Source organism: Pseudarthrobacter sp. efr-133-R2A-89 (genome assembly GCF_030209315.1).
Lineage (GTDB): Bacteria > Actinomycetota > Actinomycetes > Actinomycetales > Micrococcaceae > Arthrobacter.
The window spans coordinates 232,266-247,538 of sequence record NZ_JARVSE010000002.1 but is presented as its reverse complement, the minus strand read 5'-3'; the positions used below and the strand labels follow the sequence as shown (position 1 = coordinate 247,538).

The following is a 15,273-nucleotide window of genomic DNA, read 5'->3' as shown; positions in this document are numbered from 1 at the left end:
GGAGAACAAAAAATCCCGGCCGGCGTTTCCGCTGACCGGGACTTTCTTATGGTGGAGGCACGGGGACTCGAACCCCGAACCCCCTGCTTGCAAAGCAGGTGCGCTACCAATTGCGCCATGCCCCCATAAGAAGCAACCCGTCCATCATACCCCAGGAAATACGAGGCCTTGACGGCTTCCGTACCTGGCGTTCAGGCTAGTCAACCGTGTCGGTTGACTTGCTCCAGACTGTTTTCCGGGCTTCGGATTCCTGTGCTTTCCGGAAGACCAGGAAACCTGCGATCGCCGCTGCGAGTACCAGCAACTTCTTCACATGCTCCCCGTTCCGGCCGGGTACCGGACGGATCCGGACCAAACCTCCGTTTGAAACCTGCACAGGTTCCGTGGGCGTACCAGGACTTGAACCTGGGACCTCTTCGTTATCAGCGAAGCGCTCTAACCGCCTGAGCTATACGCCCCGATGCCTCATCGGGCCGAGATATGACTTTACAGCACATCCCGGCCCGATCTCAAATCGGGCATTTCCACCGGATTAACCCCGGTGAAAGCGGGTTCTTAATCGTCCGTCAAGGTAACGCCAATTCCACCCACAAGCGTGGCGGAAATGTTGTAGAGGACGGCAGAGAGCATGGACAGCGCCGTCAGCAGCACAACGTTGACCACAGCGATGATGGTGGCAAATGAAGCCACCTGCCCCAGCGAAGCCACCTTCTTCAGTTCGAAGCCGCCGCTTTCGGAGCCGGCGAGCGTTCCCAGCAGGCTGTCCACCTGGTCGAAGATTCCGGTCAGGTCCAGCACCGTCCACAAGACAATTGCTGCCACCACGGTGACGATGCCAAGTGCCACCGACAGCAGGAATGCCATCTTCAGCACCGACCAAGGGTCAACCTTGCTGATCAGCAGCCGGGCCCGCCGTACCTTTGCCTTCGGTGCGGGCTTCACCAGGCCGGGATTGCCTTGTCCCTGGGCCGGCCGCTGGCCGGAGGCTGCAGGGCGTTGGCCGGGCTGGCCCTGGAAGGGCCGCTGACCGGGCTGCGCGGGGCGGTCGCCCTGTTGCGGGCGCTGGCCCGGCACCGCGGGACGCTGCCCGGGGGCACCTGCGGCCGCTGCCGGTCGCTGCTGCGGACGGACGGGGGCGTTCACGCGGGGCGCCGCTGAAGGCCGGTTCCCGTCAGGAACAGTGCTGTTCGGCTTGGGAAATGAGTCGGAATTACTCACTCGTTACCTCCGTGTTGTCTTCGTTCGGCTCAGCGTCGCCCGAGGCGTCCTCTGACTCAACGGCCGGTGATTCTTCTGCCATTGCTGGCTCGGCGGAATCCCCAGCGGGACCGCCATCTTCAGCCAACGTTACGTCATCCTCGGCGGATTCATCGTCCTCGAGGCCCCGCTCGCTGTTACGCGCCACCTCGATGATCCGGTCATTCTTGTCCGGTTTGGCGAAGATGACGCCCATCGTGTCACGACCCTTGGCCGGAACACCGGCCACGGAAGACCGGACCACCTTGCCGCCCTCCATGACCACCAGGACCTCATCCTCTTCCTGGACGATGAGGGCTCCCACGAGGTGGCCGCGTTCTTCCTGGTACTTGCCTACCTTGATGCCGAGCCCGCCACGGCCCTGGAGGCGGTATTCCTCCACCGCCGTCCGTTTGGCATAGCCACCTTCCGTCACGATGAAGACGAACGAGCCGTCAGTCACCACGTCGGCGGCCAGCAGTTCGTCGTCCTCGCGGAACTTCATCCCGGTAACGCCGGAGGTCGCGCGGCCCATGGGGCGCAGGGCGTCGTCCGTTGCAGTGAAGCGGATGGACTGGCCCATGCGGGAGACCAGGAACAGGTCGTCTGTTTCCGAAACGAGCTGCGCCGACACCAGTTCGTCGCCATCGCGCAAGTTGATCGCAATGACGCCGGCGGAACGGTTGGTGTCGTAATCCTCGAGCCTGGTCTTCTTCACCAGGCCCCGCTTGGTGGCGAGCACCAGGTACGGCGCCTGCTGGTAGTCCTTCAGGTCCAGCACCTGGGCAATGTGTTCGTCAGGCTGGAACGCGAGCAGGTTGGCCACGTGCTGGCCCTTGGCGTCCCGGCCCGCTTCCATCAGCTCGTACGCCTTGGCACGGTATACACGGCCGAGGTTGGTGAAGAAGAGCAGCCAGTGGTGCGTGGTGGTGACGAAGAAGTGTTCCACGACGTCGTCGCCGCGAAGCTGGGCGCCCTTGATGCCCTTGCCGCCGCGCTGTTGTGAGCGGTAGTTGTCGCTGCGCGTCCGCTTGACGTAGCCGCCGCGGGTGATGGTGACCACCATTTCCTCTTCGGGGATCAGGTCTTCCATGGACATATCGCCATCGAAGCCCATGAGGATCTTGGTGCGGCGGTCGTCACCGTGCTTGTCCACGATTTCGGCCAGCTCGACACTGATGATCTCGCGCTGGCGCTGTTCGGAGGCCAGGATCGCGTTGTACTCGGCGATCAGGGCTTCAAGTTCCGTGTGCCGGTCCTGGATCTTCTGGCGTTCCAAGGCGGCAAGGCGGCGCAGCTGCATGTCCAGGATGGCACGGGCCTGCAGCTCGTCGATATCGAGCAGTTCCATCAACCCGTCGCGCGCGGCTTCGGTGGTGTTCGAAGCGCGGATCAGGGCGATGACCTCGTCGAGCATATCCAGTGCCTTCAGCAGGGCACGGAGGATATGGGCTTCCTCCTCGGCCTTGCGCAGGCGGTACCGCGTGCGGCGGGCAATGACGTCCATCTGGTGGGTCACCCAGTGCCGGATGAACGCATCCAGGCTGAGCGTCCGGGGCACGCCGTCAACGATGGCCAGCATGTTGGCGGAGAAGTTGCTCTGCAGTTCGGTGTGCTTGTAGAGGTTGTTCAGCACCACCTTAGGTACGGCGTCGCGCTTCAACACGATCACCAGGCGCTGGCCGGTGCGACCGGAGGTTTCGTCGCGGAGGTCGGCAATGCCGGAGATCTTGCCGTCCTTGACCAATTCGGCGATCTTGATGGCCAGGTTGTCAGGGTTGGCCTGGTACGGCAGTTCCGTGACCACCAGGCAGGTGCGTCCCTGGAGTTCCTCCACGGCAACCACTGCACGCATGGTGACGGAACCGCGGCCGGTCCGGTAGGCGTCTTCGATGCCCTTGTGTCCCAGGATGGTGGCACCCGTGGGGAAGTCCGGGCCCTTGACCCGCAGCAACAGTTCTTCGAGGAGTTCCTCGCGGGTGGCACCGGGGTTGGCCAGGTACCACTGGACCCCGTCGGCCACTTCCCGCAGGTTGTGTGGCGGAATGTTGGTGGCCATGCCGACGGCAATGCCGGAGGAGCCGTTGACCAGCAGGTTGGGGAACCTGGCGGGCAGGATGGTGGGTTCCTGGTTCTTGCCGTCGTAGTTGTCCTGGAAATCGACGGTTTCCTCGTCGATGTCGCGGACCATTTCCATGGCCAGGGGCGCCATCTTGGTTTCGGTATACCGGGGTGCGGCGGCACCGTCGTTGCCGGGTGAACCGAAGTTACCCTGCCCGAGCGCCAGCGGGTAGCGCATGGTCCAGTCCTGGATCAGGCGGACCAGGGCGTCGTAGATGGCGGTGTCGCCGTGCGGGTGGTACTGGCCCATGACTTCGCCCACCACGCGGGCGCACTTGTTGAAGGAACGGTCGGGGCGGTATCCGCCGTCGAACATCGCATAGAGCACGCGGCGGTGGACGGGCTTGAGGCCGTCGCGGACGTCCGGGAGGGCACGTCCTACGATGACGGCCATGGCGTAGTCCAGGTAGGACCGCTGCATTTCCGTTTGCAGGTCCACCTGTTCAACGCGGTCGATCAGCACGTCGCCTTCAAGAACGGTGTCCGGTTCTCCGGCCTCGGGGGCGGGAATCTCGGGGGTTTCGTCGCTCATTCTTTATTTTCCGTTTCAGGTATATGTCTGGTTCCGAATACTTTGGAGCGGGTCCTTAGATGTCCAGGAACCTGACGTCCTTGGCGTTCTGCTGAATGAAGTTACGCCGCGACTCCACGTCTTCGCCCATGAGGACGGAGAAGATCTGGTCGGCGGCAAGGGCGTCATCCATGGTCACCTGCAGCAGGGTGCGGTGGTCAGGGTCCATGGTGGTGTCCCAGAGCTCGGTGTAGTCCATCTCGCCCAGGCCCTTGTAGCGCTGGATGCCGTTGTCCTTGGGGATGCGGCGTCCGGCCGCCTGGCCAGCCACCAATTTGGCGTCGCGTTCGCGGTCGCTGTACACGTAGTCGTGCGGTGCGTTGGACCACTTGATCCGGTACAGCGGCGGTTGTGCCAGGTAGACATAGCCGTTCTCGATCAGGGGACGCATGTAGCGGAACAGCAAGGTCATCAGCAGGGTGGTGATGTGCTGGCCGTCCACGTCGGCATCAGCCATGAGCACGATCTTGTGGTACCGAAGTTTGGCGAGGTCGAAGTCCTCGCCAATCCCGGTGCCAAACGCGGTGATCATGGACTGGACCTCCGCGTTGCCCAGGGCTTTGTCCAGGCGTGCACGTTCCACATTCAGGATCTTGCCGCGCAGGGGCAGGATGGCCTGTGTTTCGGGGTTGCGGCCGCGCTTGGCGGAACCGCCGGCGGAGTCGCCCTCCACGATGTAGACCTCGCACTTCTCCGGGTCCTTGGAGGAGCAGTCGGAAAGCTTGCCCGGCATGCCGAACGATTCCAAAGGGCTCTTGCGCCGGGCGTTGTCGCGGGCCTTCCGCGCGGCCATGCGTGCCTGGGCCGCCGAAATGGCCTTGCGGATGACGTCACGGGCTGGGCCCGGGTTGCGCTCCAACCAGTCACCCAGTCCGTCGGTGACCACGCGCTGGACGAATCCCTTGACCTCGGAGTTGCCCAGCTTCGTCTTGGTCTGTCCTTCGAACTGGGGCTCCGCCAGTTTGACGGAGATGACGGCGGTGAGGCCCTCGCGGATGTCGTCGCCCGTGAGGTTGTCGTCCTTTTCCTTGATGATGCCCTTTTCCCGGGCATACCGGTTTATCAGGGACGTCAGTGCGGCACGGAAGCCTTCTTCATGGGTGCCGCCCTCGTGGGTGTTGATGGTGTTGGCGTAGGTGTGCACGCTCTCGGAATAGGCGCTGGTCCACTGCATCGCCATTTCCAGGGCAATCCGGCGTTCGGTGTCCTCGGTTTCGAAGGCGATGACGTCCTCGTGGACCACCTCCACCTTCTTGCCCGAGTTCAGGTGCTTGACGTAGTCCAGCAAGCCTTCGTCGTACTGGTACACCACGGTGCGGTGTTCGGCGCTGATCTCGCCGTCGGTGCTGAGGTCGTCGAGGTCGAGGTCGCCGTCGGCTTCATCGCCGTCGGCGGCACGCTCATCCGTCAACGTTATGCGCAGGCCCTTGTTGAGGAAGGCCATCTGCTGGAAGCGGGCACGGAGGGTCTCAAAGTCGAACTCGGTGGTTTCAAAGATCGCCGGGTCCGGATAGAAGGTCTGGGTGGTGCCGGTGGCATCGGTCTCTTCACCTTGGACCAGGCTGCCCTGCGGCTTGCCTCCGTCGGCAAAGGACATCCGCCAGACGTGGCCCTGGCGCCGTACCTCGGTGTCCACCCTGCTGGAGAGGGCGTTGACCACGGAAATGCCCACACCGTGCAGGCCGCCGGAGACCGCATACCCGCCGCCACCGAATTTGCCGCCGGCGTGCAGGATGGTCATGACCACCTCGACGGTGGGCTTGTGCTCGGTGGGGTGCATGTCCACCGGGATTCCGCGGCCGTCGTCGACTACTTTGACGCCGCCGTCGGCCTGCAGGACCACTTCGATATGGCTGCAGTACCCGGCAAGTGCCTCATCCACGGAGTTGTCCACCACTTCATAGACCAGGTGGTGGAGTCCCCGAGGACCCGTAGAACCGATATACATGCCCGGGCGCTTGCGGACAGCTTCGAGGCCTTCAAGGACAGTGATGTCGCTGGCACCGTACTCCCTTGGGCTGGTAGACGCAGCCGGGGTGTCAGGGGTACGGCCATCCTCGACCGCTGTATCTGCTGCCAGAATATCTGTATTGTCGTTAGCCACAGGCGCTGCGACTCCTCTGTTCTCGATGATGGCCGGCTGATTTCTTTTCGCAGGGAAAAGTGACCCGCCAACAGGCACAAACCTATGGCGCCGGTGACTCGATGACGGTCGGTGATCCGCGCTCTGCGTGCGGGACGCGCGCGGAGAACGGACTGAAGTCAACGTTTCATCCGCGCCCAGTTATCTCGGTCAATTCTACCGCGAACACGCCCATATCCTCGCATTCCAGGGGCGTGGGCGGACGGTGAATGTGCCTGTGCGAGGCTCTTGGCCCCGCCTAGGGCGGCCCAGTGGTACGCCCTCCGGGTGCCTATACACGCCGCGGCCCTTACCGGCCTCTATACGCCTTTGGGCGAAGTTTCAAGAGCTGGGGCCCGGCTATCCGTAAGTGTCCCGGGGGCCACGCCCGTTGACGCTGCGTCCGCCCTTGCGCCAGCTGGGCGCTGTGGGACCGAGGACCTGTATCTTCGTAACCACGCCGTCACCCAGTTCCCGGCGGAATTTCTCCAGCAAGCTGTTGCTCAGCAGCCTAAGCTGGGTGGCCCAGGCCGTGGAGTCACACCGGACATGCAAGGTTGTGTCGGTAAAGCTTTCGGGCGTGCAGTGCGCTGAAATCTCCGGGCCCACCAAGGTGGCCCATTCCGCCATGACGGAACCCACCGCCACCGGGGAAGTCCAGCCGCGTTCTGCAACCAGCCGCCCAACAACCTTGCCCAGGCCGAGCGGGTCCCGGCCGGTGGCGTGGAACTGGCTGAAGCCGCGGGTGTCACGGATACTGCCCTTGGCCTTTTGGGAACCGGGCCGGGGCGCCTTCCTGCGGACTTCGCCGCGGGCGGCAGCCGCCTCCCGCATCCGGTTCAGTGCCGCCTGCGGGGCATCGATGTGGTCAGGTTCGCGGCCGGGCTGCAGCCCGGCATCCTCGTCACTGCTCATCGATTCCTCCCGGGATGACCTTCACCCGCCGTCCGGACAGCTCTTCCGGAATATCGGCGTCGACGGCGGCGGTCACCAGGACCTGTTCCGCGCCGGAGACTATAGCCGCCAGTTTACGCCGCCGCTGGACGTCGAGTTCGGCAAAGACGTCGTCCAGGATGAGGATCGGGGCGGACCCTCCGGTGCGGGCGTCATCAAGCATCACGTAATACGACGCCAACCGCAGGGAGAGGCACATGGACCAGGTCTCCCCGTGCGAGGCATATCCCTTCGCAGGTGCCTGGCCGAGGATGAGCTCCAGTTCGTCACGGTGCGGGCCGACGAGTGAGATTCCACGTTCCAGTTCCTTCTTCCGTGATTCCGCGAAAGCCTGGATGTAGCGCTCGGTCAGCTGTTCGACACCGAGCAAACGCAGGTCCTCCTGCGCGGCGGACGAAGCCACGGCCGTGGTGCGCTGGGCACGTGCGGCCGGAACGCCGTCGTCGTCCATCTGGTTCTGGAGCGTGGAGCGGTACAGGGCATCGGCGGGCTTGGAAGCATCCGTCAGCTCGGCGTAGGCACGGGCGAGGTGGGGGCGGAGCCGTTCCACGAGTTCAAGCCGGGCGTGCAGCAGCTGTGCTCCAGCACGGGCCATGTGCTGGTCCCAAACATCCAGGGTGGCTTCATGGGCAGCCGTGAACCGTCCGGCCCGCGCTGATTTGAGTAGGGCGTTGCGTTGTTTCAGGACGCGGTCATAATCGCTGCGGGTAGCTGCATGATGCGGAACGAGGCTGGCGAGCAGTTCGTCCAGGAAGCGCCGGCGGTTGGCGGGATCCCCCTTGACCAGTGCCAGGTCCTCGGGAGCGAACAGGACAGTCTGGCATATGCCCAGCAGGTCGCGGGCGCGGACCGGATTGCTGCGGTTGATCCGGCCGCGGTTGGCCCGGCCGGCATTAATTTCCAGCTCAAGCACCGTGGTCTGCTCTCCGCGGACCAACCGGGCCCGGACCAGGGCGCGCTCCGTACCGAACCGGAGCAGGGGGCCATCGGAACTGACCCGGTGGGAGCTGAGTGTGGCCAGGTAGCCGATGGCCTCCATCAGGTTGGTCTTGCCGATGCCGTTGTATCCCACCAGGACGGTGACTCCCGGGCCCAGGCTGAGGTCAACCTGGGCGTAGCTGCGGAAGTCCGTCAGGGAAAGATGTTCAAGATACACGCGGTGGTCGGCAATTCTGGAACCGGTGGCGGTTCCCGGTGGATGCTACTTGGCGGGACGGGTTGCATGGCCGCCGAACTGGTGGCGCAGCGCAGAAACCATCTTCATCGCGGGGGACGTGTCCTCCCGGGAAGCAAAACGGGCAAACAGGGCAGCCGTGATGGCCGGGGCCGGAACAGCATTCGCGATGGCCTCTTCAACGGTCCAGCGGCCTTCGCCCGAATCCTCCACGTAGTCGTCGATGGACTCCAGCCCTGGATCTTCATCCAGGGCTTTGACCATGAGGTCGAGCAGCCAGGAACGGACCACGGTTCCCTTCTGCCAGGCGCGGAACGTGCCCGGCAGGTCCGTGACAATGTCCTTGGCAGCAAGCAGTTCGTACCCTTCGGCGTACGCCTGCATCAGGCCGTATTCGATCCCGTTGTGGACCATCTTGGCGTAATGGCCGGCGCCGATTCCGCCAACGTGGACAAAGCTGTCGGCCCTGTCGCCGTCGGGCCGCAGTGCATCAAAGACCGGCATGGCGCGTTCAATGTCGCCGGCGTCCCCGCCTGCCATCAGGCCATAGCCGTTTTGCAGGCCCCAGACCCCGCCGGATACCCCGCAGTCGGCGAACCGGATGCCCTGGGCGGCAAGCACCTCACCGTGTTTTTGGTCTTCCGTGAACCGCGAGTTTCCACCGTCGATCACGAGGTCGCCGGGCTCGAGTTTGCCGGCCAATTCGGTGATGACGGCGTCCGTGACGGGGCCGGCCGGGACCATGATCCAGATGACCCTCGGCGCCGGGACGGCGGCGATCAGGTCATCGACGCTTGCGGCATCCGTGACGTGGGGATTCCGGTCGTAGCCGGTGACCTCCACGCCGCCCTTGCGCAGGCGTTCACGCATGTTGAAACCCATTTTGCCGAGGCCAATCAGTCCAATGTGCACGGTGGAACTCTTTTCTGCGCTGGTGTGTGAAGGCTAAGAGCCGGTGGGTGGGCCCACGCCGCCCGGGTTCCCTGGCCGAGTTTGCGGGGCAAGGGGGCGGTGGGGACTAGTTGGGGAGGCGGACAGGCATCACCAGGTAGCGGTAGTCATCCTGGTCTTCACCGTCGGCATCTGCCTGTGCCGTGATCATGGCGGGCTTGGGTGCCGTGGTGAACGAGAACCGGACAAACTTCGTCTCGATGACACTGAGGCCTTCGATCAGGTAGTGCGGGTTGAAGGCCACGGTGATGTCCTCGCCGGACAGCTGCGCCTCAAGCTCCTCCGACGCCTGGGCGTCCTCACCGGTCCCGGCATCGAGGTTGAGCAGTCCGCTGCTGAATGCCAGGCGGACCGGGGTGTTGCGTTCGGCGACAAGTGACACGCGGCGGACGGCCTCCACCAGCTCTTGGGTTTGGACCGTGGCATGGATCGGTGTGGACTCCGGGAAGAGGGACCGGATCTTCGGGTAATCCCCATCCACCAGCAGCGACGTGGTGGTGCGTCCGCCGCTTTCGAATCCGATCAGCCGGCTGTCATCGTCGGAGAGGGCGAGGTTGATGTCGCCGCTGTTTCCGAGGGTTTTGGCGACTTCGTTGAGGGTCTTGGCCTTTACCAGTGCACTCGTGGAGATTCCGGGGGTCACAGGCTTCCACGGCACTTCGCGCATGGCCAGCCGGTACCGGTCGGTGGCAAGGAGGGTGATCAGGTCATCTTCGATCTCCATCCGCACGCCCGTGAGGATGGGCAGGGTGTCGTCCTTGCTGGCGGCGATGATCACCTGGGAAACAGCTTGCGCGAAAGCGTCGCCGGGCACTGTGCCGCTGATGGCGGGAAGGGCAGGCAGCGGCGGATATTCGGCTTCCGGCATGGTGGCCAGGTGGAAGCTGCTTCGGCGGCAGGTGAGCGTGACCTTGTTGCCGTCGGTTTCGACGTCCACCGGTGCTGAGGGCAGGCTGCGGCAGATATCCGCAAGGAGCCGGCCGGAAACCAGGATGGTTCCTTCGTCCCTGATATCGGCGGCAATTTCCAGCCGCGCGGAGGTTTCGTAGTCAAAGCTCGAGAGGCTGACTGTTCCCGCTTCGGCTTTCAGGAGCAGGCCGGAAAGGACGGGGACCGGCGGCCGCGGAGACAACGAGCGGGCTGTCCAGGTGACGGCTTCGGCCAGGACGTCCCGATCGACTCTGAACTTCACGGAAGGGTGCCGCCTTTCATTGCTGCTGCCATGTAAACCCGGGAACTTCGCAGTGAAACTCCGGAAGATGTTGTGCGCGCCGCGGCCGGTGCATGGTCCGTGCAGACGGAAACCACACAAAACCCGGGGATGGGAGCGCTGCTGACAGCTTAGCCGGAAGATCCGCGATTAACCCATCCCCAAGCACCCGGCCCGGCCCTTCCAGGGGCCGGAGGGCCCGCCCCGTGGAGGTGCGGATGGATCTTGTTGTTTGAGGGAATTCAATTTTTTGGGATTCGTAGTGTTAATAACTGCTGTGGAAACTGTGGATAACCCGATCCTGACCCACGTTTCCGGGGTTAAGCCCTGTTCACGGACTGTGCGTTACCTGGGTTTTAAACAGGGTGTGGATGGGGACAACCCAAAGGGCCGATTTTGATGATCCACAGACGCCTTAAGGGTTTTAAGCCCATTAAGCGCGCTTGTCCCCTTAAGTATCCACAGGCTTATCCACATGCCCCTGTTAATAAGGTATAGAGTGCGTGGCCAGGTGTGGATTCAGGAGTCGCGCTGTTGCTGCTTGATCCGGTTGGTCAGTTCCGTCACCTGGTTGTAAATCACACGGCGTTCGGCCATCAGCTCACGGATCTTGCGGTCGGCATGGATCACCGTGGTGTGGTCGCGGCCGCCGAGTTCCTGGCCGATCTTGGGGAGCGACATGTCCGTCAGTTCCCGGCAGAGGTACATGGCGATCTGGCGTGCGGTGACCAGGGTTCGGGTGCGGGACTTGCTGCAGAGCTCTTCCATGCTGAGCTTGAAGTAGTCAGCGGTCTGCTGGAGGATCTGCGCTGAGGTGATTTCCTGCGCACCGTCGTCAGTGATCAGGTCCTTGAGCACCATTTCCGCCAGCGCAACGTCCACCGGTTGGCGGTTCAGGCTGGCGAAGGCGGTGACGCGGATCAGCGCACCCTCAAGCTCGCGGATGTTGCTGGAAATCTTCGACGCGATGTACTCCAGGGCGTCATCAGGTGCCGACAGTCCCTCGCTGAGTGCCTTCTTCCGCAAGATCGCGATACGCGTTTCAAGTTCCGGCGGCTGGATGTCCGTCAGGAGTCCCCACTCGAACCGCGACTTCATCCGGTCTTCGAATCCGGCGAGCAGCTTGGGCGGCTGGTCCGAGGTGATGACCACCTGCTTGTTGTTGTTGTGCAGTGAGTTGAACGTGTGGAAGAACTCCTCCAGCGTCCGGTCCTTGCCGGCCAGGAACTGGATGTCGTCGATCAACAGAACGTCCACGTTGCGGTAGGTGGTTTTGAAGCTGGCGCCTTCGTCGTCCCGGATGGAGTTGATGAAGTCGTTGGTGAACTCTTCGGAGTTGACATACCGGACCCGGATGCCGCTGTAGAGCCGGCGGGCGTAGTGCCCGATGGCGTGCAGGAGGTGCGTTTTGCCGAGGCCGGAGTCGCCGTAGATGAACAGCGGATTGTAGGCCTTGGCGGGTGCCTCGGCAACGGCGACGGCGGCTGCGTGGGCAAAGCGGTTGGAGGAACCAATCACGAACGTGTCGAAGACGTACTTGGGATTCAGCCGGCCGAACTCATGCGATGTGCTGGGCAGCATGGGCTGCGGCTTTTGTTCGATCAGCTGGTCCGGTGCGAACGCAGGTTCGACGACGGGCTCGGGCTCTTCGTGGATGGGCACCAGATCGGTGTCGACGTCGATGGCGCAGCGGATGTCCTCGGAGAAGACATTGTGCAGAGCGTCGTCCAGGGCGTCCTTGACCTGGGTCTGGAGCACTTCCCGGGTGAGTTCGTTGGGGACGGCCACCAGGAGGGTGGAGCCGATCAGGCCTTGGGCTTGGGCGAGGATGACGAACCCCCGCTGGCGCGGTGAAACACGGTGGTCCTGTTCCAGCAGGCTGACAACCCGGCGCCAGGAACTTCCGACAGTATTGGCGTGGTTGGCTTCGTCTACTGTCATCAATCGGTTCCCTCAAAACTTGCTATGCCTGCATTGCCTGCAGCCAAGTCCGGAACCAGGATGCTGGCCCAACTTAATCCACAGGGTTATGCACAGCCCGTGGATAATCGGCTACTGGGACACTCTAGGGGATCAAAAGCCTAGAAGATAGCTGGCTATCCGGCTGTGGATAATTACACGGTTGTGGTTCCCGGGAGGCCCCCGTGAGCCACTTCATCCACAGCCTGTTGGGGATACTTAGGCACAGCTGGGGATAGCACCCCAGGGGCTTCCCGGTTTGACTCCGGCCCTCAAATTGCCCTAACGTTGTGAAGTCCTTTGTGTCCGCTTTTTGGCCCCATCTGAACTTCCAGGCGCAGTGCGCTTGGACAGCCGGGGGAAGCGTGCATATACAAAACTTAGCGTCGGCCAGTTCTTCCCCATATTGATCGGGTGGGCGCACCTTTGATCCACTGGAGTAACTAACGTGAGCAAGCGGACTTTTCAGCCGAATAACCGCCGTCGAGCCAAGAAGCACGGCTTCCGCCTTCGTATGCGTACCCGTGCCGGCCGCGCCATCCTGGCAGCCCGTCGTGGCAAGGGCCGTACCGAGCTTTCGGCCTAAACAACTGACTTGTCGGTAGACATCCCTTTGCGAGTTTAAGGTGCTGGCCGCCCGCAACCGCCTGAGGACTGCAACCGATTTTTCAATAACCGTACGTTCCGGTGTCCGCAATGGACGCCGGAACGTAGTGTTATATGCGGCAGCCATCGCTGCCGACGAACCCAGCCGGATCGGGTTCATTGTTTCCAAGAGTGTAGGGAACGCCGTGGTCAGGAACCTCGTTAAGAGGAGACTGAGGGAAGCGGCTGCCGCCTCACTGAGCGAACATGCAACTGGACTCGCCATCGTGGTGCGGGCACTCCCCGCCTCCGCGTCTGCCAGTTGGGATCAACTGCTGGCGGATTACAACGCAGCACTGGAAACAACGCAGAACCGGCTGGCCGGACGGCCGCCACGGCCTGCCGCAAAAGGTTCGGCCGGTACAACACGGGAGGGGACAACGCGTGCCTAGCACCACTGCCGCCGTCGCCCGTTTCCGCGACGTGACTGCCGCCGTCGCAAAGTTCCTCTGGAACCTGCCCCGGAACATCCTCATTCTTTTGCTGATGGCCTACCGCAAGGTGGTGTCTCCCTTGTACGGCCCCGTCTGCCGATTCTTCCCTTCATGCTCGGCCTATGCCCTTGAAGCGGTCACCGTCCACGGCGCTGTCAAGGGAAGCTGGCTCGCAGTCCGGCGCCTTGGCCACTGCCACCCATGGAATGCCGGCGGAGTGGACCACGTCCCCGCCGGCGGCCGGGAATGGCCTGCGGGCCGAACCCCCACAATTGTTGTGCTGAACAATCCGGACAAGTACCTGGTTGCTCGGACTGATGAAGAAGGCCGCAGTGCGGCCTGACGAATAGGGATAAGTATGGACATCTTTGGAGCAATAATCGGCCCGTTCAAGTGGCTGGTTTCGTTCATCATGGTGGCGTTCCACGACGGGCTGAGCAGCATCGGCATGCCCGCCGCGAACGGCTGGACCTGGACGTTGGCCATCATCGGGCTGGTGCTGGTGATTCGTGCCGCGCTGATCCCGGTATTCGTCAAGCAGATCAAGGCCCAGCGCGGCATGCAGTTGCTGCAGCCGGACCTGAAGAAGCTGCAGGAGAAGTACAAGGGTAAAACCGACCAGCTGTCCCGCCAGGCCATGGCCCAGGAACAGATGGCCATGTACAAGAAGCACGGCACCAACCCGTTCTCCGCCTGCCTTCCCATGCTCATCCAGATGCCCTTCTTCTTCGCACTGTTCCAGGTGCTTTCGGGCATTTCCCAGGCCAAGGACCAGGGAGCCGGCATCGGTGCGATGAGCCACGAACAGGTGGTGGAGTTCGATGCCTCCAGCATTTTCGGTGCGCCGCTGTCCGCCGCCCTGCTGCACGGCGGTGCCGGGAACACAGCCGTGGTGGTGCTCTCGATCGTGATGATCCTGGCCATGACGGCGTCCCAGTTCATCACCCAGAAGCAGATCATGGCCAAGAACATGTCTGAAGAAGCCATGGCCAGCCCCTTCATGCGGCAGCAGAAGATGATGCTTTACATCCTGCCGGTGGTCTTCGGCGTGGGTGGCATCAACTTCCCCATCGGCGTCCTGATCTACTGGACCACCACCAACCTCTGGACCATGGGCCAGCAGTTCTTTGTGATCCGTCGCATGCCGACGCCGGGATCCCCCGCTGCCAAGGCCCTCGCCGAACGCCGCGCCGCCAAGGGCCTGCCCGCCTTGTCCGTCCTCACCGGCAAGCGGGATGAAGCAGCCGACGCCGCCGCGGCTGCCGCCGTCGAAGCCAAGGGACAGCGCGTCCAGCCCCAGCGTAAGAACAGGAAGAAGAAGTAATGTCAGCCGAGAGCACAGAGCACGTCCTTGCCGAAGAGATTGCAGACCAGGACGAGTCCGTGAACCAGGACGGGTCCCCCACCAAGGCTTCTGCGGCCAGCCGCCTCGAAGAAGAGGGCGACGTCGCCGCAGACTACCTGGAGGAACTGCTCGACATCGCCGACATCGACGGTGACATCGACATCGAGGTCCGCAACGGCCGCACCTACATCTCCATCGTCGCGGAGGAAGAATCCGAGGGCCTCGAAGGCCTGGTAGGAGAAGACGGCGAGGTGCTTGAGGCTCTCCAGGAACTCACCCGGTTGGCTGTACTCTCGGCTACGGAGAACCGTTCACGGCTTGTGCTGGACATCAATGGCTACCGCCAGGAACGTACCGGCCACTTGCAGAAGATTGCCGAAGACGCGGCAGCATCCGTCAAGGAGACCGGCAAGCCGGTTGCCCTTGAGCCGATGAGTGCCTATGAGCGCAAGATCGTGCACGACGCCGTGGCTGACCTTGGATTGGTCAGCGAATCCGAGGGCGAGGGCTCCGGACGCCACATTGTTGTTTCCGCAGACTAGAGAATGCCA

Annotated in this window: 14 protein-coding genes and 2 tRNA genes; 5 read left to right on the top strand and 11 right to left on the bottom strand. The window is 62.9% G+C overall.

Translation table 11 applies throughout. The features are described 5' to 3' along the window. Positions 1–49: 49 nt before the first annotated feature. The 11 genes from QRM95_RS03865 to dnaA all read right to left on the bottom strand — a co-directional run bounded on the left by QRM95_RS03865 (position 50) and on the right by dnaA (position 12,280). A tRNA-Ala gene (locus tag QRM95_RS03865) sits at positions 50–125 on the bottom strand. Between the two features lie 71 nt (positions 126–196). Beyond that, positions 197–313 carry a DLW-39 family protein gene (locus tag QRM95_RS03860; protein ID WP_240617712.1) on the bottom strand — a complete coding sequence of 39 codons (117 nt, stop codon included), beginning with the start codon at positions 311–313 and terminating at the stop codon, positions 197–199. Between the two features lie 71 nt (positions 314–384). After that, positions 385–458, bottom strand: a tRNA-Ile gene (locus QRM95_RS03855). Between the two features lie 97 nt (positions 459–555). Then, positions 556–1,218 (bottom strand): DUF3566 domain-containing protein, encoded by a 663-nt coding sequence (locus QRM95_RS03850; protein ID WP_026264877.1) that lies wholly within the window; start codon positions 1,216–1,218, stop codon positions 556–558. Continuing rightward, complete coding sequence (gene gyrA / locus QRM95_RS03845; RefSeq protein ID WP_109044851.1) at positions 1,211–3,889, bottom strand: DNA gyrase subunit A; 2,679 nt, start codon at positions 3,887–3,889, stop codon at positions 1,211–1,213. The genes QRM95_RS03850 and gyrA overlap by 8 nt, the downstream gene beginning before the upstream one ends. 55 nt (positions 3,890–3,944) lie before the next feature. Beyond that, positions 3,945–6,032: a DNA topoisomerase (ATP-hydrolyzing) subunit B gene (gene gyrB / locus QRM95_RS03840; protein WP_285246528.1), complete on the bottom strand. Its 2,088-nt coding sequence runs from the start codon at positions 6,030–6,032 to the stop codon at positions 3,945–3,947. 378 nt (positions 6,033–6,410) lie between these two features. Next, positions 6,411–6,965, bottom strand: a complete 555-nt coding sequence (locus tag QRM95_RS03835; RefSeq protein ID WP_285246527.1) for a DciA family protein — start codon at positions 6,963–6,965, stop codon at positions 6,411–6,413. Beyond that, positions 6,955–8,160 carry a DNA replication/repair protein RecF gene (gene recF, locus QRM95_RS03830; protein ID WP_285246526.1) on the bottom strand — a complete coding sequence of 402 codons (1,206 nt, stop codon included), beginning with the start codon at positions 8,158–8,160 and terminating at the stop codon, positions 6,955–6,957. The genes QRM95_RS03835 and recF overlap by 11 nt, the downstream gene beginning before the upstream one ends. A 45-nt stretch (positions 8,161–8,205) precedes the next feature. Beyond that, positions 8,206–9,090, bottom strand: a complete 885-nt coding sequence (gene gnd / locus QRM95_RS03825) for a phosphogluconate dehydrogenase (NAD(+)-dependent, decarboxylating) (RefSeq protein ID WP_285246525.1) — start codon at positions 9,088–9,090, stop codon at positions 8,206–8,208. Between the two features lie 106 nt (positions 9,091–9,196). Further along, the gene (gene dnaN, locus QRM95_RS03820; RefSeq protein WP_018762813.1) at positions 9,197–10,321 is read right to left on the bottom strand and encodes a DNA polymerase III subunit beta; all 1,125 of its coding nucleotides are present in this window, start codon (positions 10,319–10,321) and stop codon (positions 9,197–9,199) included. A gap of 537 nt (positions 10,322–10,858) precedes the next feature. Further along, positions 10,859–12,280, bottom strand: a complete 1,422-nt coding sequence (gene dnaA / locus QRM95_RS03815; RefSeq protein WP_018762814.1) for a chromosomal replication initiator protein DnaA — start codon at positions 12,278–12,280, stop codon at positions 10,859–10,861. A 466-nt stretch (positions 12,281–12,746) separates the two neighbouring features. On the opposite strand from dnaA, the gene rpmH reads away from it, so the two are divergent. Genes rpmH through QRM95_RS03790 form a run of 5 tightly spaced genes read left to right on the top strand, consistent with a single transcriptional unit; the run spans position 12,747 to position 15,264 of the window. Continuing rightward, positions 12,747–12,884 (top strand): 50S ribosomal protein L34, encoded by a 138-nt coding sequence (gene rpmH, locus QRM95_RS03810; RefSeq protein ID WP_003800212.1) that lies wholly within the window; start codon positions 12,747–12,749, stop codon positions 12,882–12,884. A 40-nt stretch (positions 12,885–12,924) separates the two neighbouring features. Then, the gene (gene rnpA, locus QRM95_RS03805; protein ID WP_081624186.1) at positions 12,925–13,335 is read left to right on the top strand and encodes a ribonuclease P protein component; all 411 of its coding nucleotides are present in this window, start codon (positions 12,925–12,927) and stop codon (positions 13,333–13,335) included. Next, on the top strand, positions 13,328–13,720 hold the full coding sequence (yidD, locus tag QRM95_RS03800) for a membrane protein insertion efficiency factor YidD (protein WP_285246524.1): 393 nt from the start codon (positions 13,328–13,330) through the stop codon (positions 13,718–13,720). Before rnpA ends, yidD begins: the two co-directional genes overlap by 8 nt. Before the next feature lie 15 nt (positions 13,721–13,735). Further along, complete coding sequence (yidC, locus tag QRM95_RS03795) at positions 13,736–14,701, top strand: membrane protein insertase YidC (protein WP_285246523.1); 966 nt, start codon at positions 13,736–13,738, stop codon at positions 14,699–14,701. After that, positions 14,701–15,264, top strand: a complete 564-nt coding sequence (locus QRM95_RS03790; RefSeq protein ID WP_285246522.1) for a Jag family protein — start codon at positions 14,701–14,703, stop codon at positions 15,262–15,264. Before yidC ends, QRM95_RS03790 begins: the two co-directional genes overlap by 1 nt. The last annotated feature ends 9 nt before the right edge of the window (positions 15,265–15,273 follow it).

Excerpts from the sequence above, each read along its gene's own strand:
- gyrA (WP_109044851.1), bottom strand. The coding sequence starts at position 3,889 with ATGAGCGACGAAACCCCCGAGATTCCCGCCCCCGAGGCCGGAGAACCG.
- QRM95_RS03835 (WP_285246527.1), bottom strand. The coding sequence starts at position 6,965 with ATGAGCAGTGACGAGGATGCCGGGCTGCAGCCCGGCCGCGAACCTGAC.
- dnaA (WP_018762814.1), bottom strand. The coding sequence starts at position 12,280 with ATGACAGTAGACGAAGCCAACCACGCCAATACTGTCGGAAGTTCCTGG.
- yidC (WP_285246523.1), top strand. The coding sequence starts at position 13,736 with ATGGACATCTTTGGAGCAATAATCGGCCCGTTCAAGTGGCTGGTTTCG.
- QRM95_RS03790 (WP_285246522.1), top strand. The coding sequence starts at position 14,701 with ATGTCAGCCGAGAGCACAGAGCACGTCCTTGCCGAAGAGATTGCAGAC.